Origin of the sequence: Ensifer sp. Root423 (genome assembly GCF_001426275.1) — a bacterium.
GTDB lineage: Bacteria > Pseudomonadota > Alphaproteobacteria > Rhizobiales > Rhizobiaceae > Ensifer > Ensifer adhaerens.
The window spans coordinates 694042-710630 of record NZ_LMEG01000001.1; the positions used below are offsets into that span (position 1 = coordinate 694042).

19 protein-coding genes are annotated in these 16589 nt (G+C 63.4%); 13 read left to right on the forward strand and 6 right to left on the reverse strand.

All coding sequences use genetic code 11. The features are described 5' to 3' along the window. Positions 1–222 precede the first annotated feature (222 nt). The 8 genes from ASD01_RS03470 (at position 223) to ASD01_RS03505 (ending at position 8014) form a co-directional block, all read left to right on the forward strand. Entirely contained in the window at positions 223–2037 is a 1815-nt protein-coding gene (locus tag ASD01_RS03470; protein ID WP_060528788.1) for a methyl-accepting chemotaxis protein, read from the forward strand. A gap of 238 nt (positions 2038–2275) precedes the next feature. Next, the gene (locus ASD01_RS03475) at positions 2276–2827 is read left to right on the forward strand and encodes a Kazal-type serine protease inhibitor family protein (protein WP_034795236.1); all 552 of its coding nucleotides are present in this window, start codon (positions 2276–2278) and stop codon (positions 2825–2827) included. Between the two features lie 327 nt (positions 2828–3154). After that, positions 3155–4390: an extensin-like domain-containing protein gene (locus ASD01_RS03480; protein WP_060643552.1), complete on the forward strand. Its 1236-nt coding sequence runs from the start codon at positions 3155–3157 to the stop codon at positions 4388–4390. Between the two features lie 614 nt (positions 4391–5004). Continuing rightward, the gene (locus ASD01_RS03485) at positions 5005–5337 is read left to right on the forward strand and encodes an ArsR/SmtB family transcription factor (protein ID WP_034795232.1); all 333 of its coding nucleotides are present in this window, start codon (positions 5005–5007) and stop codon (positions 5335–5337) included. Further along, entirely contained in the window at positions 5334–5741 is a 408-nt protein-coding gene (locus ASD01_RS03490) for a YeeE/YedE family protein (protein ID WP_034795219.1), read from the forward strand. The genes ASD01_RS03485 and ASD01_RS03490 overlap by 4 nt, the downstream gene beginning before the upstream one ends. Then, on the forward strand, positions 5738–6223 hold the full coding sequence (locus ASD01_RS03495) for a YeeE/YedE family protein (RefSeq protein WP_034795216.1): 486 nt from the start codon (positions 5738–5740) through the stop codon (positions 6221–6223). The genes ASD01_RS03490 and ASD01_RS03495 overlap by 4 nt, the downstream gene beginning before the upstream one ends. Before the next feature lie 106 nt (positions 6224–6329). Next, entirely contained in the window at positions 6330–7256 is a 927-nt protein-coding gene (locus ASD01_RS03500) for an ABC transporter ATP-binding protein (protein ID WP_034795212.1), read from the forward strand. Continuing rightward, complete coding sequence (locus ASD01_RS03505) at positions 7253–8014, forward strand: ABC transporter permease (protein ID WP_034795209.1); 762 nt, start codon at positions 7253–7255, stop codon at positions 8012–8014. The genes ASD01_RS03500 and ASD01_RS03505 overlap by 4 nt, the downstream gene beginning before the upstream one ends. Positions 8015–8027: 13 nt before the next feature. On the opposite strand, the gene ASD01_RS03510 is transcribed toward ASD01_RS03505, so the two are convergent. The 4 genes from ASD01_RS03510 to ASD01_RS03525 are packed head-to-tail and all read right to left on the reverse strand — an operon-like array spanning position 8028 to position 10517. Beyond that, entirely contained in the window at positions 8028–8717 is a 690-nt protein-coding gene (locus ASD01_RS03510) for a hypothetical protein (protein ID WP_034795206.1), read from the reverse strand. Positions 8718–8773: 56 nt separating this feature from the next. Beyond that, on the reverse strand, positions 8774–9475 hold the full coding sequence (locus tag ASD01_RS03515; RefSeq protein ID WP_034795190.1) for a retropepsin-like aspartic protease family protein: 702 nt from the start codon (positions 9473–9475) through the stop codon (positions 8774–8776). Then, a complete protein-coding gene (locus tag ASD01_RS03520) occupies positions 9472–9693 on the reverse strand; it encodes a DUF1289 domain-containing protein (protein WP_034795186.1) in 222 nt (73 codons plus the stop codon). The genes ASD01_RS03515 and ASD01_RS03520 overlap by 4 nt, the downstream gene beginning before the upstream one ends. A gap of 35 nt (positions 9694–9728) precedes the next feature. Further along, positions 9729–10517 (reverse strand): adenosylcobinamide-GDP ribazoletransferase, encoded by a 789-nt coding sequence (locus ASD01_RS03525; protein ID WP_034795183.1) that lies wholly within the window; start codon positions 10515–10517, stop codon positions 9729–9731. Between the two features lie 247 nt (positions 10518–10764). On the opposite strand from ASD01_RS03525, the gene cobT reads away from it, so the two are divergent. Both cobT and ASD01_RS03535 read left to right on the forward strand, forming a co-directional pair. Beyond that, positions 10765–11781 (forward strand): nicotinate-nucleotide--dimethylbenzimidazole phosphoribosyltransferase, encoded by a 1017-nt coding sequence (gene cobT, locus ASD01_RS03530; RefSeq protein ID WP_034795180.1) that lies wholly within the window; start codon positions 10765–10767, stop codon positions 11779–11781. A gap of 228 nt (positions 11782–12009) precedes the next feature. Then, a complete protein-coding gene (locus tag ASD01_RS03535) occupies positions 12010–12423 on the forward strand; it encodes a diacylglycerol kinase (RefSeq protein ID WP_034795175.1) in 414 nt (137 codons plus the stop codon). Positions 12424–12427: 4 nt separating this feature from the next. Here the strand turns inward: ASD01_RS03535 and ASD01_RS03540 are convergent, their stop codons facing one another. After that, a complete protein-coding gene (locus ASD01_RS03540; protein ID WP_034795172.1) occupies positions 12428–12970 on the reverse strand; it encodes a GNAT family N-acetyltransferase in 543 nt (180 codons plus the stop codon). A 3-nt stretch (positions 12971–12973) separates the two neighbouring features. Further along, complete coding sequence (locus tag ASD01_RS03545) at positions 12974–14509, reverse strand: sensor histidine kinase (RefSeq protein ID WP_034795304.1); 1536 nt, start codon at positions 14507–14509, stop codon at positions 12974–12976. A 305-nt stretch (positions 14510–14814) separates the two neighbouring features. On the opposite strand from ASD01_RS03545, the gene ASD01_RS03550 reads away from it, so the two are divergent. The 3 genes from ASD01_RS03550 (at position 14815) to ASD01_RS03560 (ending at position 16587) form a co-directional block, all read left to right on the forward strand. Continuing rightward, on the forward strand, positions 14815–15402 hold the full coding sequence (locus ASD01_RS03550; RefSeq protein WP_034795169.1) for a thermonuclease family protein: 588 nt from the start codon (positions 14815–14817) through the stop codon (positions 15400–15402). Further along, entirely contained in the window at positions 15395–16033 is a 639-nt protein-coding gene (locus tag ASD01_RS03555; RefSeq protein ID WP_034795165.1) for a uracil-DNA glycosylase family protein, read from the forward strand. The genes ASD01_RS03550 and ASD01_RS03555 overlap by 8 nt, the downstream gene beginning before the upstream one ends. 65 nt (positions 16034–16098) lie before the next feature. Further along, positions 16099–16587, forward strand: a complete 489-nt coding sequence (locus ASD01_RS03560) for an Lrp/AsnC family transcriptional regulator (protein WP_034795162.1) — start codon at positions 16099–16101, stop codon at positions 16585–16587. Positions 16588–16589 lie beyond the last annotated feature (2 nt).

Below are 16589 nucleotides of genomic sequence, written 5' to 3' on the forward strand. Positions count from 1 at the left end.
GGGAAGACCCCGCTGCCGCACAAATGCCGGCAACGTCCTTGAGGTGCCGGCTCGTTATACTTTCGAAGGGGGTGAATGAGGAATGCCAAATTTAGGGGTTCCTCGTTAGGAGCTTTGCAAAGACCTCATCCTAACCTGCAGGCTCTGGGAGTGCCTGCCGGCTATGCCGCGGCGCCAGGATTTGGGGCGGCGCGGGGAGCGCCGAGGGGCAGGGGATTGGCAATGAAGAAATTCAGGATTTCGGCGCGTCTCTACGCGCTGGTGGCATTCGCGCTTTTGACCATGGCGGCGGCGCTGACCTTCGGTCTGTTCCAGGCGCAGGAAAAGCTCGTCGGCGAACGAAAGGCGATGCTTGCGGCGATGGACGAGAACGCGATCGCCGTGTTCGACGCCTATCACAAGCTGGAAGTGGCCGGCACGCTGCCGCGCGAGGAGGCGCAGAAGCGCGCGCTCGAAGCGATCAAGGCGATGCGCTACCAGGGCAGCGGCTATTTCTGGGTCAACGACATGCATCCGACCATGATCATGCATCCGATCAAGCCGGAGCTCGACGGCAAGGACCTCACCGAAAACAAGGATCCCAACGGCAAGCAGCTCTTCGTAGAGTTCGTAAAGACCGTCGAAAAGAGCGGCCAGGGTTTCGTCGACTATTACTGGCCGAAGCCCGGTGCCGACGCGCCGGTGCTGAAGTATTCGCACGTTGCCGGCTTCAAGCCCTGGGGCTGGGTGGTCGGGACCGGCGTCTATGCCGACGACCTGGCGGCGATGTTCCGCGACCGCGCCTGGCAGGTTGCCGGCATTCTTGCCGCCGCCGCTCTTGCCATCCTGATGGCGGCACTGGCGATCGTGCGCAGCGTCGTCAAGCCGGTCGAAAAGCTGAAGGCCTCGATGCGGGCGATCGCCGACGAAGATCTGTCTTCGGAGGTGCCGGAAACCGACCGTGGCGACGAGATCGGCCAGATGGCCAAGGTCCTCGTTGTCCTGCGTGACTCGGTGCGCGAACGGCTGGTGTTGCGCTCGCGTGAGGCAGAACAGCAGGAGCGACTGAGTTCCGAGCGGCGCGGCAACGAGCAGCGCCAGCGGGCGACGGCTGAGGCGCAGGCCGAGACGATGGAAACCGTTGGTGCGGCGCTCGAACTCCTGGCGAGTGGCGACCTCACCGCCGAGATCAGCCATATCGCGCCGGAATACGGCAAGCTGCGGGACGACTTCAACACGGCCGTCGCAGCCCTTCGTGATGTCATCGGCTCGATCTCGCATTCGACCGAGATCGTCACCGCCAGCGCCGGCGATATTTCCGAAGCGGCAAACAATCTTTCCCGCCGGACGGAGCAGCAGGCAGCCGCCCTTGAAGAGACGGCCGCGGCATTGGACGAAATCACCTCGACGGTTCGCCATGCCTCCGAACGGGCAAACGAAGCGCGTGAGATGGTCGACCGGACCAGGACCAGCGCCGCAAAGTCCGGCGGCATCGTGCGCAATGCCATCGACGCCATGGGGCGGATCGAAAGCTCGTCCGGTCGCATCGGCCAGATCATCGGCGTCATCGACGAGATCGCCTTCCAAACGAATCTGCTGGCGCTCAACGCCGGGGTCGAGGCAGCGCGCGCCGGCGAGGCGGGCCGCGGCTTTGCCGTCGTCGCACAGGAAGTGCGCGAGTTGGCGCAGCGTTCGGCCGGAGCCGCCAAGGAGATCAAGGAACTGATCGGCGCCTCGGTGCGCGAGGTCGGCGCCGGCGTCGATCTGGTTCGCTCCACAGGCGAGGCGCTCGCGGAGATCGAGGCGCAGGTCAACCGGGTCAACGAGCAGGTGGCCTCGATCGCCACGGCCGCGCGGGAGCAGGCGACCGGGCTGCAGGAGGTCAATGTCGCCGTCAACAGCATGGACCAGATGACCCAGCAGAACGCGGCGATGGTGGAGGAAACCACGGCGGCGAGCCAGACGCTGGCGGCCGAAAGCCGCGAGCTGAAGTCGCTGCTGACGAAGTTCCGGCTGCAGCCTTCAGGCTCGCACGCGGGTTACGGCCGCGCCGCCTGACGCCACAGGTTTATCGATTGCGACCCGCGCGCTACGCCGCGCGGGTTTTTCATTCGGGGTCGGCCGCAATGCTGTCGCAAGGATACGCGTTTAGGTGCCGCCGTCGTCACACCGGTTGTCGTGCACGGAGACATTCTCCGTCTTGACCTCAGCACCGCCGGGGATAGATACGCGAGAAGCGGGAGGTGTTCGACGGGGCGTCGCTCCGGTTGCCGGCCGCTGCACCAGAGGGGACACCATGGCACTTCTCAAACTACTTCTGACCCGGCCGATCGCGCTCATGATGCTGGCGCTCGGGTTTCTTTCCGCCTGTACCGTCGTCGTCGACGAGCCGCGGCCGGGGCCGAGGCCCACGCGCCCGCAGGCCTGCACGATGGAATATGCGCCGGTTTGTGGCGAGCGCGGCAATCGTATGCGCAGCTTCCCGAACTCCTGCCAGGCGCGCGCCGACGGCTTCAACGTCATCCACCGCGGCGAGTGCCGTCCGGACTATCGCCCGCCGGATCGCGAGCCGCAGGCCTGCACGATGGAATACAATCCGGTGTGTGGCCAGCGCGGCCGCCGCACGCAGACCTTCTCGAACGCCTGCCAGGCGCGTTCCGAGGGCTTCCAGGTGATCGGCCGCGGCGAATGCCGCAGGGAGGACGACCGTCCATCCGAGGGCCAGTTCTGCACCCGCGAATATGCCCCGGTCTGCGGCCAGCGTGGCAGCCGCATCGAAACCTTCTCCAACGCCTGCGAGGCGGGTGGTGCCGGTTTCCAGATCGTCCATCGCGGCGAGTGCCGCTAAGGCCTAAGCGATCAAGCCTTCAGCATGCGAGCCCGCGTCCGACGAGGACGCGGGCTCTTTTTTTGTCGGTATGGATGGACCATTCGCAGCGCGGACACCCCATTTCCAGCGGTTGGCGCGCAAGCCTTCGTTTACCGTATTTGAATAAAATGCCAGGCAAATCAGGCTTTTTGTCCGCTGTGCCCGGTTTGCGACACAGGCAAAAGGCAGCAATTGCAGGTGCTGTAGCAACCATTGCGTGCCAATTGAACGCGGTGGCGGCGGCAGGGGCAGCGGGGCGATGACGGTGGTCTTTTTCGGGCCGCCTGGAGGAAGGCGCAGTTCGGTATGGCCTATGTTACTCGTCTCCATCGCCCGCTGACGGCGCTCGTTCTTTCGTTTTCGCTCGTCACCTGCTCGACCGATGACGCGCTTTCGCCGCCCGGCCGCATCGATGGCGGGGCGCGGGTCGGGTCGATCGGGCCGGTTCCTGTCGATGCCGTGCCGGCACAGGAGGTGGCCGCCTATCCGGCCGCCACGCAGCGTTCGACCTTCCAGACCAATCCGCAGCACGCGGCGCCTCAGCAGACGCGCCGCGCGCTTCCGATGCTCGATAGCGACGAGGCGGTGGCGACGGGCGCGCAGCCGGCAAGCGCCGGCTCGAGCGCTATTCCCCAAGAGGGCGTCAACATGGATGCGATGCTCGGCGTGGAGCAGCCGGTGGTGGGGCTTGCGGAGGAGCAGAGCAACGACATTGCCGAGGGCAATGCCAGCCAGCCGGTGGTCGGCGGCATTGGTGACGAGAATGTGCGCCAACTCGGCGGCGCAAACAGCGCCGCGCCGGCCGAAGCGAACCTTGGCTATGACCCGGATCTGCCGCCGCTGTCGCCGGACAAGATGGCCGCCGAACAGGCGCAGCGCGCCCGCGCCATGGAACAGCAGCGCCTTCAGCGCACGCAGGAGCCGCAGCAGGTCGCCTTCCTGCCGCGCGCCAACAATCCGATGTCGACGCCCGAATATACCGGCGCGATGCCCGGTTCCGAGATTGCTTGCCGCCAGCGCCTGAAAAAGCTCGGCGTCACCTTCCGCGACATTCCGCGCATCAGCAACGGTCCGTCCTGCGGCATCGACTATCCGATCGAACTCAGCGGGCTGTCCGGCGGCATCGGTGTGAAGCCGGCGGTCAAGCTCAATTGCGAGGTGACCGAGGCTTTCGCGAAGTGGGTGAAGTACGAACTCGCCCCGTCGTCACGCTACCGCTACTGGTCCGGCATCAAGACGATCAAACCGCTTGGCGGCTACTCCTGCCGTACGATGAATTCGCGTCGCGGCAATCCGATGTCGGAACATGCGCGCGGCAACGCCATCGATGTCGGCAAGTTCGTGCTGAAGAACGGCAAGGAAATCGACGTGCGCAAGAAGGGCTTCTTCGCCTTCCGCGAGAAGGCGTTGCTGAAGGCCGTGCGTTCCGACAGCTGCAAGTACTTCAACACCGTACTCGGCCCGGGCAGCGACCCGTTCCACAAGGACCATTTCCACTTCGACCTGAGGACGCGCAAGACCGGTTATCGGCACTGCGATTAGGTGTTCAGCCGGTTGGCACCTGTGGTTTCCAGATGCCGGCTATCGAAGCTCGGAAGCCGGCAAAAAAAAGAGGCCGGCGGGGAGGCCGGCCCAACGACCGGAGCAAAAGGGGGAGGCTCCGGCCTGCAAATCACGAGCGCAAATCAAAGGGCGATGTTGCGGCCCGCGCGTTGCAAACTGATCGAAGAGCGTCACGGTTTCGTGACAACTGGGCGTAATTGCTGTGGTCGGCCGAGCAAATCCTGCGCCGGCTTTCGTTCGAGTGCGTTCCTGGCCGGCTGTCGGCGAAGATCTGCAAATCGACCTGATTCCGTAAATAAGTAGTATTATACTTTAGGTTTTACTCGTCCGGGTCGCGTTCCGAACGGTTGCCCCAAATATGGCGATTCCCGGCATTTTCGGATCCAATTGTAACAGACTGAATTTTCTATATGTTTTTCTGCATATGAGAAAACCTCGGGTTGGCGAGGCCGTGCCGATCTCTCCGTTTCGTCTGGTTTTGTAATAAGTAATACGATATTATATTATTTCGTATAACAATCTTGGATAGTGTCTGGTTGGCCGCTACAAGCATTGGGGGCCCTACTCACTCCTTGACGCCACAGGAGGACGAAATGGGAACGGTCATGCAATTTCCGGGGATGCGCAGCGATATGGCTGTGCATGCCGCCGAAGTTTCTAAAATCCTCAGGACACTTGCCAACCGCAACAGGTTGCTGATCGTGAGCGCGCTGCTCGAAGGCGAGCATTCTGTCGCGGCGCTCGAGGAAATGCTGGGCATTCGCCAGCCCACGCTTTCACAGCAATTGACGGTGTTGCGGGATGCCGGCATTGTCGCGACCCGTCGGCAGGCCAAGCAGGTTTTCTATCGGCTCAGCCACGACAAGGTGGCGCGCCTCGTCGGCTCGCTCTATCAGATTTTCTGTCGGGATGGTTCAAAAGCATGAATGAATACGGGAATGCGCTGGTAGGCGGGCTGTTGATTGGCCTGTCGGCGGCGATCCTGATGGTGGCCAATGGCCGGGTGGCCGGCATCAGTGGCATCGCAGGGCGGCTGCTGCAGGGCGTACAGGCTTCGTCGGGCGCATTGTTCGTACTGGGGCTGATTGCCGGACCGGCGTTGTACCGCCTCATTTTCGATGCCTGGCCGTCGGTGACTGTGACGGCCTCCTGGCCGCTTCTCGTGGTTGGGGGCCTGCTGGTGGGCTTCGGTTCGCGCATGGGCTCGGGCTGCACCAGCGGTCATGGCGTTGTCGGGCTTGCAAGGCTGTCGCGCCGCTCGATCGCCGCGGTCGCCACTTTCATGGGAGCGGCGATCGTCACGGTCTTCCTTGCGGGTTTCTTCGCATGAACAGCGCCTTGCTCCGCCTTGCCGCGACGCTCGTCTCCGGCGTCGTATTCGGGTTCGGTCTTTCGCTGTCGGGAATGCTCGATCCGGCCCGCGTGCGGGCTTTTCTTGACATAACCGGCAACTGGAACCCAAGCCTTGCCGTCGTGCTCGGCGGCGCTGTCTTCGTTTCGGCGCTCGGAGTTCTGGCGACGCGCCGGTTGAAACATCCGCTGTTCGACGGGGCCTTTCATCTGCCCAACAATCAGGTCATCGACCGGCGACTGATCGTCGGCTCGGCGATCTTCGGCGTCGGCTGGGGGTTGGTCGGGCTTTGCCCGGGCCCGGCGCTCGCCTCGCTGTCGCTTGGCTTGCCGGCAACGGTCCTCTTCGTGGTGGCAATGCTGGCCGGTATGCTGGTCCATGACCGGCTGGTTGACCGCAAGCTCCCGAGGCAGACATCGGCCGGAGCGGGCGCCGATACGCGACTGTCTCAGCCTCGTTGACGCACAGTCATCTTGTTTTTTCATTCCAGCCGGCTGCAAATCGGAATGAATTGTCCCATATAGGGCGGGACCTCAAGACTCTGCCCCTCCTTCCGGATCAGTTTTCATGGCGCCAATCGTTTCCGTTTCCAATCTGTCGAAGACTTATGCCTCCGGCTTCAAGGCGCTGAAGGGCGTCAGCCTCGATATCGAGGAAGGCGAGATCCTGGCGTTGCTCGGGCCGAACGGCGCCGGCAAGACGACGCTGATCTCGATCATCTGCGGCATCGTCAATCCGAGCGGCGGAACGGTGATGGTCGGGGGGCACGACGTGGTGCGCGATTTCCGCGAGACCCGCGCGATGATCGGGCTCGTGCCGCAGGAGCTGACCACCGACGCTTTCGAAACCGTCTGGAACACGGTCACCTTCTCCCGCGGGCTGCACGGCAAGAAGCCGAACCCCGCCCATATCGAAAAGGTGCTGAAGGACCTGTCGCTCTGGGACAAGAAGGACAACATGCTGCGCGAGCTTTCGGGCGGCATGAAGCGGCGCGTGCTGATCGCCAAGGCGCTGTCGCATGAGCCGCGGGTCCTCTTCCTCGACGAGCCGACGGCCGGCGTCGACGTCAACCTGCGCAAGAGCATGTGGGACGTGGTCGAGCGGCTGCGCGCCTCGGGCGTGACGATCATCCTGACGACGCACTACATCGAAGAGGCGGAAGAAATCGCCGACCGCATCGGCGTCATCAACGGCGGCGAGATCCTGCTGGTCGAAGACAAGGCGGCGCTGATGTCGAAGCTCGGGCGCAAGCAGTTGCGCGTCGATCTCGCCCATCCGCTGGACGGCGTGCCTGACGTGCTCTCGGGTTACAACCTGACGCTCGAAGGCGACGGCCATTGTCTGATCTACGATTATGACACCAGCGCCGAGCGGACCGGGATCACCACCTTGCTCGCCGCCTTGGCCGAAGCCGGCATCAGGCTCAAGGACATTTCCACGCGACAGAGCTCGTTGGAAGACATTTTCGTCGAAATCGTGGGGGCAGGGCGATGAACATCGAAGCGATCAAATCGATTTATTTCTTCGAGATGGCCCGCACACGCCGCACACTTCTGCAGAGCGTGGTGTCGCCCGTTATCTCCACGTCGCTCTATTTCATCGTCTTCGGCGCGGCGATCGGCGGCCGCATCCAGGAGATCGACGGCGTTTCCTATGGCGCCTTCATCACGCCCGGCCTGATGATGCTGACGCTTCTGACCCAGTGCATCGGCAACGGGTCCTTCGGCATCTATTTCCCGAAATTCACCGGCACGATCTACGAGGTGCTTTCCTCGCCGGTCTCGATGGTGGAGATCGTGCTCGGCTATGTCGGCGCCGCGGCGACCAAGGGGATGATGATCGGCACGATCATTCTCCTGACGGCATCGCTCTTCGTCGATCTGACGATCGCTCATCCCTTCGTCATGGTCTTCTTCTTCGTGCTGACGGCGATTTCCTTCAGCCTGTTCGGCTTCATCATCGGCATCTGGGCCAAGGATTTCGAGCAACTGAACCTGATCCCCATGCTGGTGATCCCGCCGCTCGTCTTCCTCGGCGGCAGCTTCTATTCGGTGAAGATGCTGCCGCCCTTCTGGCAGGCCGTCAGCCATTTCAACCCGGTGCTGTACCTCATCAGCGGTTTCCGCTGGAGCTTCTTCGAGGTGTCGGACGTCAACCCGATCTTCAGCGCGGTGATCATCATTGCCTTCCTGACTGTCTGCATGTCGGTGCTCGCCTGGATCTTCCGCACCGGCTACCGCCTGCGTAACTGACTTCCATCGGTCGTCAGGGTACTAGCGCCGGCACGGCTCCGCTGGCATAGGCGATGATCGTGCTGGCGACGGCCATCGCGAGCAGCGCCTGAAGAATCGTGACCACGACGTGGAGGAGCGACCGCACGGCGGAGAGCCCGAGGTCGGCCATGAACCAGCGCGTTTCGGCAACGATGTACCAGACGATCGAAGCGACCACGAAGGCGGCGCCGACGGTGGTGAAGGCGTTGTGCCCGGCCAAGAGCAATTGGCCACCGAGGCTGATGGCAAAAGCGAAGGGTGCCGTGACGTAGCACTGGCTGAAGAAGGGCGGACGCAGCGTCTCGCGTGTCAGCTTGGCACCCTTGTTGCGCAAGAGCTTCACGGCCATCAGCAGAGGCAGAATACTGAAGGCGACAGCCCGAAACATCAGCAGGTTGGAGTCGGAGGCAAGCAGCGACGTCGGCGCCCAGGGAACTGCGCGGCTGACGAGGCCGAGCTCCAGCCCATGCGCCAAGAGCAGCGTGATCAGCAGAAAAAGCGGCGGGCTCAGCGCATCCGAGTACTGCTCCGGCAGGTCGTCGCCGAGCTCGACGTCGGCATAGCGCATCATCGCCTGCGGGTGGCGCAGCGTGCGCCACAGGGTGAGCGGATAAAACAGCAGCCAGCAGACGAGCTCATAGAGCAGTTCCTCGATCGACTTCAGCAGTCGCATGAAATCCATGCCGTGCTCCCCTTGCTTCTATGCGTGGCACGACCGCGCGCCGGGGCCGATGCCGGTCAGTCGCGCAGACGCAGCTCGTCGGTACGCATCTGCAGCATCTCCAGCGTCGACAGGAAGCTCATGCCGAGCAGGCTCTGATCGAGCTTGCCCTTGGCTGCGACCGTTGCGCCGATGTTGCGGCGGGTGATCGGGCCGATCGAGATCTCCTGAAGCATCACGGGGGCTGCCTGGGCCCGGCCATTGGCTGTCATGACCGTGACGATAAAGTTGAGGTTGGCCGGGTCGAGGCCGATCTTTTCCGCATCTTCATAGGTGAGCGCGATGTTGCTGGCGCCGGTATCGACCAGCATGCTGATGTCCTTGCCGTCGACCGTCGCAGTGGTCTCGAAATGACCGTTCAGCATCTTCTGCAGCACCACTTCCTGCTGTCCCTCGCTGTCAGTGATGATGGTGGCGCGGCCGGGGATGAGGCCGGCGAGCAGGCGGTTACCGAAGCCCTCCAACTCGAAGCGGTAGACATAGGCCGAGACCAGCGCCAGAACGACGAAGAGCCAGATGGCGATCTGACGCAGGCCTTCGCCGAAGCGGTGGCGGCTCTGCAGGATGCCGGCGCCGATCAGCGTGGCGATGGCGCCGAGCGAGACCAGTTGCCCGAACTGGTCATTGGCAAGCCCCATGGTGCGGCCGGTGTCGTGGTTGATGATCAGCAGGATGAGGCCGATGGCCAGGATCGAGAGCAGGATGGCAAGACGGGTCATGCTTCGCCGCGTTCCCTCGCCATGCGCGTGCGTCGGGTTTCGCGCCGCGGCTTGCGTTCGACGGTCTCAAGCCGTGCAGGCAACGCGCTCATGATCGCGCGGCGTTCGGCATCGGTATAGAGCGTCCAGCGTCCGACTTCGTCGCGGGTACGGCCGCAGCCGAAACAGTAGCCGGTCTTGTCATCGATCGAACAGACGAGAATGCAGGGAGATTCCATGGGCGTGCTCAGTTTTCCCTTGATATATCGATGTTTCAAACCGTCAGCGCAAGGGCACCGAGCACGGCGATTTCGGTCAGTTGCTGCGTCGCCCCGATCGTGTCGCCCGTTTGTCCGCCGATCTTGCGCATCGCCAGCCGAGCGAAGCCCTTGACCGTGGCAAGGAATGCGACGAGCGCCGCGATGACGCCGAGCGCCGGGACCTGCGCGAGATAGAAGAGCAGCATTGCGACAAGAAGTCCGAAGGCAAGCGCGAAGCGCGTGGCCGCCGGTTCCGGCTCGCCAGCCGAGGCCGCGACGCCGCTGCTGCGCGCCGGCGGAAGCGACGACCAGTGCCAGACCATGGCGGCGCGGCTGAGGCACGCTGCGCCAAGGATCGCCATGGCGGCGCCCAGCGGCGAAAAGAGCGGCAGGATCGAGGCGAACGCCGAGACGCGCAGGCCGAAGGAGAGGATGAGGGCGACGGCCGCATAGGTGCCGATGCGGCTGTCCTTCATGATCGCAAGCGCCGCTTCGCGGTCGCGACCGCCGCCAAAGCCATCGGCCGTGTCGCCAAGCCCGTCTTCGTGCAGTGCGCCGGTGACAAGCGCCTGGATGGCGACGACGACAAAGGCGGCAAAGAGCGAGCTCACCTGCAGCGCCATGAGGGCCATGGCGACGGCCGCCGATGGCAGTGCGATCGCCAGGCCGGCGAACGGGAAGGCGCGCACGGCACGGCTCAAGCGCCCGTCATAACCTTCGAAATGACGCGCAGGCATCGGGATGCGGCTGAGAAAGCCGATCGACCGCGCCACATCGTCACAGAAATCGCCAACGAAGCCCATGGCTCCTCCAAGGTTGCGGCCATTGACCCGGCCGCTGCCAAACTCGCCGACTGCGGCGAGTCTCGCAAGCCGGGCGGGCGCACCCGCGAGGGCCGCGCACACTTTTCCCAGACCTTTCATAGGCCGTCTGCGACCGCTCGCGGATCGAGACGGCGACGCCGATTGGCGCAAATGTCGTTGCCCGAATTTTCGGCGCCCTCTATGAGGGGCGTAGATAGAGCTTCACGATGATGCAAGGATTCCTCCCATGAGTGCCAGCGGCCTGCCGTTTGATGATTTTCGCGAATTGTTGCGCAACCTGCCGGGCCCGGATGCGGCAGCCCTCGTTGCCGCGCGGGAGCGGGACGCCCAGCTGACGAAGCCGCCGGGCGCGCTCGGCCGCCTCGAGGAAATCGCCTTCTGGCTCGCCGCCTGGACGGGCAAGGCGCCGGTGGTCAACCGGCCGCTGGTGGCGATCTTTGCCGGCAACCACGGCGTCACCCGCCAGGGGGTGACCCCGTTCCCGTCATCCGTCACCGCACAGATGGTCGAGAATTTTGCCGCCGGTGGCGCTGCGATCAACCAGATCTGCGTCAGCCACGACCTCGGGCTGAAGGTCTTCGACCTCGCACTCGAATACCCGACCGGTGATATCACCGAGGAAGCCGCGCTGTCCGAGCGCGATTGCGCCGCGACCATGGCCTTTGGCATGGAGGCGATTGCCGGCGGCACGGATCTTCTGTGCATCGGCGAAATGGGCATCGGCAACACCACGATCGCGGCCGCGATCAATCTCGGCCTTTATGGTGGCACGGCCGAAGAATGGGTCGGTCCGGGTACCGGCTCCGAGGGCGAGGTGCTGAAGCGCAAGATCGCCGCGGTCGAAAAGGCCGTGGCGCTGCATCGCGATCACCTGTCCGATCCGCTCGAACTGATGCGTCGCCTCGGCGGTCGTGAGATCGCGGCCATGGCTGGCGCCATCCTGGCCGCCCGCGTCCAGAAGGTACCTGTCATCATCGACGGCTACGTGGCGACCGCTGCGGCTTCGATCCTGAAGGCGGCCAACCCGTCGGCCCTCGACCATTGCCTGATCGGCCATGTTTCGGGCGAACCGGGGCATCTGCGCGCGATCGAGAAGCTCGGCAAGACGCCGCTGCTGGCACTCGGCATGCGGCTTGGCGAAGGCACGGGCGCGGCCCTTGCCGCCGGTATCGTCAAGGCGGCGGCCGCTTGCCACAGCGGCATGGCGACCTTTGCCCAGGCCGGCGTCAGCAACAAGGAATAGTGAAGTTCCGGCCGGGCTTTGCAGGAAGGCCGGCCGGTTTCTGTCCAAGGCCTGTCACGGGCGCGAAGCTGTCGCGTGCCGGGCCTTGATGGATGCGTCCTTCTCGCCTATCCAAAGCGCAAATGCGCGCCCTAGCTATAGTCTTGGGTGCCTGCAACCGAGACCGCCTTGCATTCGCCTCAATCACGATGTCGAAGCAAGCACAGTTTCAAGCCCTGTCGAGACGAAATGGACGCCAAGAACACCACGCACCGCATTGGACAGACGGGTCCTGTCGAGAAGCAGACCGGCATTCGGCATCTCTTTGCCGCTGCGAGCTATTCGCTCGGCGGCGCCAAGCGGCTGATCGGCGAGGCTGCCTTTCGCCACGAGCTGATCGCCTTTGCCGCCGCGATGATCGCTTTCATCATCGTCGGCGCAACCTTCTTCCAATATGTGGCGATGGCGATCCTGTTCCTGCTGATGATGGCCTTCGAGGCGATCAACACGGCAATCGAGGAAATTGTCGATCGCGTTTCTCCCGAAATCTCGGAAATGGGTAAGAACGCCAAGGATCTCGGCTCCTTCGCCTGCCTCTGCCTGATTGTCGCCAACGGTGTCTATGCCGCCTATGTCGTGATCTTCGACGGCTTCATGAACTGACCGGCTAGCGGGCCGGCGCCTTCACCCGATAAAGCACATGCGGACGCAGCGGGTTGCCCCCGGGTACCGTGACGTCGTCGAAATCATCAGCCGGATCCGAGCGCATGCCCAATCTTTCCATCAGCGCCCGCGAAGGCTGGTTGATGCGCGAGGTATAGCCGATAACCTCGGCAAGGCCGAGTGTGCGCCATGCATGGTCCAGGCAGGCGCTCGCCGCTTCCAGCGCGTATCCTTGCCGCCAGTACGGGCGGGCAAGGATCCAGCCGATTTCGACATGCGGTCCGCCGGGGATTTCGTCTCCAGCCTCAGAAAGGCCGAGACCGCCGATCAGCGCACCATCGGATTTGCGTTCAACGGCGAGGAAGCCGAATCCGCGATCGGCGAGATGGCGGGCGCAGTCGGCAATCATCGTTGCCGTTTCGTTGCGCGTCAGAATGGCCGGATAATAGTAGCGCCGGACTTCGGGATCGGCATTGGCAAGAGCGAAAGGCGCGATATCGCGTCCTTCCCAGGCCCGAAGCCTGAGGCGCTGCGTTTCGATGTGCATGGATCAGGCGAAGCTCTTGCGGCGGCGAACCGGGGCTGCGACATCCTCGATCGCCGGCAGGCTTTCGAGCACGCGGCGCGCCGGCAGGATGGCGATCGCCTCTGTACCTTCGCGCAGCTTCGAGCGCAGGATGAATTCGCCATTGTGCTTGGCGAGGATGGCCTGGACGATCGGCAGGCCGAGGCCCGTGCCCTGTTCGGCACTCTTGATGGCGATCGAGCCCTGGCCGAAGGCCGAGAGCACGATCGGGATTTCTTCCTCGGGAATGCCGGGGCCGTTGTCCTTGATCGAGAGATACTGGCCGCCGCCCGCGGTCCAGCCGACCTTGAAGGTGACTTCGCCGCCGGTATTGGTGAACTTCACGGCATTCGACAGCAGATTGAGAATGACCTGGCGCATCGACTTTTCGTCGATCCAGACCGAGGGCATGCCGTGTTCGAACTGCTGGTGGATGGTGATGTTCTTGGCGCGGGCCTTCAGTTGCACCATGCCGATGCAATCCTCGGCAATATCGACCAGGCTGACCGAATCCTCGTTGAGGTCGTAGCGGCCGGCCTCGATGCGCGACAGGTCGAGGATCTCGTTGATGAGGTTCAGCAGGTGCTCGCCAGAGCGGTGGATGTCGTTGGTGTATTCCTTGTAGGTCGGGTTGCTGAGCGGGCCCAGAACCTCTGTCGACATCACCTCGGAGAAGCCGAGAATGGCGTTCAGCGGCGTGCGCAGCTCGTGCGACATGGATGCGAGGAAGCGCGACTTGGCGAGGTTTGCCTCTTCGGCACGCCGGCGGGCTTCGTCGGACATCGACTTTGCAACTTCGAGTTCCGCGATCAGGTCGTCCTTTTCCGATTGAACGGAGAGGATGTGCACGCTTGCGCGGTTCATGCGATCCGTCATCAGCACCAGAAAGAGCAGCGACAGCGAGATGACGCCGGTGAGCCCCATATAGATCACGTCGCCGGTCGTGAGCGATGCAAAGGCGAGGGCTGCCACGACCGGGGCGAAAGTGTAAAGGAGCGCATTGCGCAGCAGGAACGTGCCCATGGCGGTCGCAGCAAGCGCGACCAGCAGCACCGTGCCCTCGAAGAAGCCGAAGCGCACGTTGCCGCAGCTCGCGCAATCCTGTGTGACGAAGGTCGCCCAGCAGAGGCCCATCAGCACCTGGCCGAGCAGGAAGCGGCGGCGCCAGACCGGAACCTTCTCGGCGCTGATGTCTTCCCGGCGTGCCTTGCGCGCAAAGAAGAGCGTGACGGCATGGGCCGAGAGCGTCATGACCGCCCAGAGGACGAAACCGAGATTGCCGGAGAGATAGATGCCGACCGCCGCAATCAGCGTAACAAGCACCGGAATGGCGATCGCGCCATGCAGAGCACTGTCGATGTAGAGATTGAGCATCTCGCGCTCGAAGCCCGAGGGCACCGACGAGCCTGTCTGCAGCCGCTCACGCGTCGCGCGGACCGTCCTCGAAACGGCCTTGTTTCGATGGCTACGCGATTTGTCGACGATAATCTTATCGGTCGATGTGCTGGCAGCGATACTCATGCTCATATGCGACGGTTGCGATTGCGTTGCAGTCTAGTGAGCAATCCTTAAGAAGTTGCTGCGGTGCGTGAAGGATTCGACAACCATTGTGGCGCAGCCGTGTTCAGGTCGTGATGGATCGCGCTGCGTGTGAGGTTCCTTCTCTAATCTTTTGGAATCGACCATGTTTATGACGCGCTGGTCTGCGAGGCAGTCCCGCGGCAATCGAGGTTAGGGCAGGCGTGAAATTCGGACGGACGACATATCGGTTTCCCAAGGGCCGCGGCAGGTCCCGCGGTCATGCGCCGTCCGGCGGACGTGGCGGCATGGCCGGCGGATGGATCATTCTCATCCTCTTGGCGATCGGCGCCTTTGTCGCCGACAGGCTGCCCGTCGGAGAGCGATCTGCGACCGGTTCGGCACGGGGCGCGGCGATCGCGAGCGACGGCGACAGCCTGCGGATCGACGGTAAACGCGTCCGCATCGAGGGTATCGACGCGCCGGAGCTCGACCAGACCTGCAGGCGCGACGGCGTCGCCTGGGACTGCGGCCGCGAGGCGCGCGACAGATTGCGGGCGCTCGTCTCGGCAGGTGATGTGCGCTGTCGGTTTCACGGCCGGGACAAATACGGCCGCGAGCTCGGCGTTTGCGATGCTGCCCACCGCGATGTCGGGCGCGAGATGGTGCTTTCGGGCTATGCGGTGAGCTACGGGCGCTATGAGGCTGAGGAGGCAAGGGCAGAACGGGAGCAGCGCGGGCTCTGGGCCGGCGAGTTCGTGAAACCGCAGGAGTGGCGCCGGACGAACGGTCATCCCGACGAGGGGCCGCACCTCATCGATGGCTGGCTTGCGGCGATCCGCAGCTGGCTGCTCGAACGCCTGACCGCACTTTTTTCCGGTATCGCCGATGCCTGACGACCGCATTGCTCACCTCGAACGGTTGCGGGCGGAAATTGCGGCCTGTCGCATCTGTCGCGACAGCCCGCTGCGTGGCGAGGCCGACCGGCTGCCGCACGAGCCGCGGCCGGTGGCGGTGATCTCCACCGCGGCGCGCATCCTGATCGCCGGGCAGGCGCCCGGACTGCGCGTGCATGACAGCGGTCTGCCGTTCAACGATGCGTCCGGCGATCGGCTGCGGCAATGGCTGGCTGTCGATCGCGAGAGCTTCTACGATCCGGAGAAATTCGCGATCGTGCCGATGGGTTTTTGCTTTCCGGGCTATGACGCGCATGGCAGCGACTTGCCTCCGCGGCGCGAATGCGCGCCGCTTTGGCGCCACCGGGTGATGGAGCAGATGCCGCAGGTGGAGCTGGTGCTGGCGATCGGCCACTATGCGCAACGCTGGCATATCGGCCCGGACTGTCCGAAATCGATGACCGAGACGGTGAAGAACTGGCGGCGCTACGCGATGCGCAACGCCGTGCCGGCGATCCTGCCGTTGCCGCATCCGAGCTGGCGCAACACCGGCTGGCTGAAGCGAAATCCCTGGTTCGAAGCGGACGTACTGCCCTTCTTGCGCGAACGTGTTTTCGTTCTCACGAACTGAAACAATTTTCTTTATCTTCATCAATTTCGCGCTATAGAGGGAAAAATAATTCGAGAGGGACTTTTATGGATCGCCTAGACCGCAAAATCCTGCGCCTGCTGCAGGAGGATTCCACGCTGGCCGTTGCCGACCTTGCCAAGAAGGTCGGGCTTTCGACCACGCCGTGCTGGCGGCGTATCCAGAAGATGGAAGAGGACGGCGTCATCCGCCGCCGCGTCGCGCTGCTCGATCCGGTGAAGATCAACACCAAGGTCACGGTCTTCGTGTCGATCCGTACGAACTCCCATTCGATGGAGTGGTTGCGCCGCTTCTCCGAGGTCGTGTCCGAATTTCCGGAAGTCGTCGAGTTCTACCGCATGAGTGGCGACGTGGACTATCTGCTGCGTGTCGTCGTGCCTGACATCGCCGCTTATGACGCCTTCTACAAGCGCATGATCGCCAAGATCGAGATCCGCGACGTTTCCTCCGTCTTCGCCATGGAGCAGATCAAGTATACGACCGAGCTGCCGCTCGACTACATGATGATCGACCAGGCGAAGTCCAGCGAGGACTGACC

Bases quoted from the DNA above. Each gene is read 5' to 3' on its own strand.
- ASD01_RS03550 (WP_034795169.1), top strand. From the start codon at position 14,815: ATGGCCGGCGGATGGATCATTCTCATCCTCTTGGCGATCGGCGCCTTT.
- ASD01_RS03510 (WP_034795206.1), bottom strand. From the start codon at position 8,717: ATGGATTTCATGCGACTGCTGAAGTCGATCGAGGAACTGCTCTATGAG.
- ASD01_RS03535 (WP_034795175.1), top strand. From the start codon at position 12,010: ATGGACGCCAAGAACACCACGCACCGCATTGGACAGACGGGTCCTGTC.
- ASD01_RS03470 (WP_060528788.1), top strand. From the start codon at position 223: ATGAAGAAATTCAGGATTTCGGCGCGTCTCTACGCGCTGGTGGCATTC.
- ASD01_RS03520 (WP_034795186.1), bottom strand. From the start codon at position 9,693: ATGGAATCTCCCTGCATTCTCGTCTGTTCGATCGATGACAAGACCGGC.
- ASD01_RS03560 (WP_034795162.1), top strand. From the start codon at position 16,099: ATGGATCGCCTAGACCGCAAAATCCTGCGCCTGCTGCAGGAGGATTCC.
- ASD01_RS03500 (WP_034795212.1), top strand. From the start codon at position 6,330: ATGGCGCCAATCGTTTCCGTTTCCAATCTGTCGAAGACTTATGCCTCC.
- cobT (WP_034795180.1), top strand. From the start codon at position 10,765: ATGAGTGCCAGCGGCCTGCCGTTTGATGATTTTCGCGAATTGTTGCGC.
- ASD01_RS03540 (WP_034795172.1), bottom strand. From the start codon at position 12,970: ATGCACATCGAAACGCAGCGCCTCAGGCTTCGGGCCTGGGAAGGACGC.
- ASD01_RS03485 (WP_034795232.1), top strand. From the start codon at position 5,005: ATGGGAACGGTCATGCAATTTCCGGGGATGCGCAGCGATATGGCTGTG.
- ASD01_RS03490 (WP_034795219.1), top strand. From the start codon at position 5,334: ATGAATGAATACGGGAATGCGCTGGTAGGCGGGCTGTTGATTGGCCTG.
- ASD01_RS03545 (WP_034795304.1), bottom strand. From the start codon at position 14,509: ATGAGTATCGCTGCCAGCACATCGACCGATAAGATTATCGTCGACAAA.
- ASD01_RS03480 (WP_060643552.1), top strand. From the start codon at position 3,155: ATGGCCTATGTTACTCGTCTCCATCGCCCGCTGACGGCGCTCGTTCTT.
- ASD01_RS03515 (WP_034795190.1), bottom strand. From the start codon at position 9,475: ATGACCCGTCTTGCCATCCTGCTCTCGATCCTGGCCATCGGCCTCATC.
- ASD01_RS03555 (WP_034795165.1), top strand. From the start codon at position 15,395: ATGCCTGACGACCGCATTGCTCACCTCGAACGGTTGCGGGCGGAAATT.
- ASD01_RS03475 (WP_034795236.1), top strand. From the start codon at position 2,276: ATGGCACTTCTCAAACTACTTCTGACCCGGCCGATCGCGCTCATGATG.
- ASD01_RS03495 (WP_034795216.1), top strand. From the start codon at position 5,738: ATGAACAGCGCCTTGCTCCGCCTTGCCGCGACGCTCGTCTCCGGCGTC.
- ASD01_RS03525 (WP_034795183.1), bottom strand. From the start codon at position 10,517: ATGGGCTTCGTTGGCGATTTCTGTGACGATGTGGCGCGGTCGATCGGC.
- ASD01_RS03505 (WP_034795209.1), top strand. From the start codon at position 7,253: ATGAACATCGAAGCGATCAAATCGATTTATTTCTTCGAGATGGCCCGC.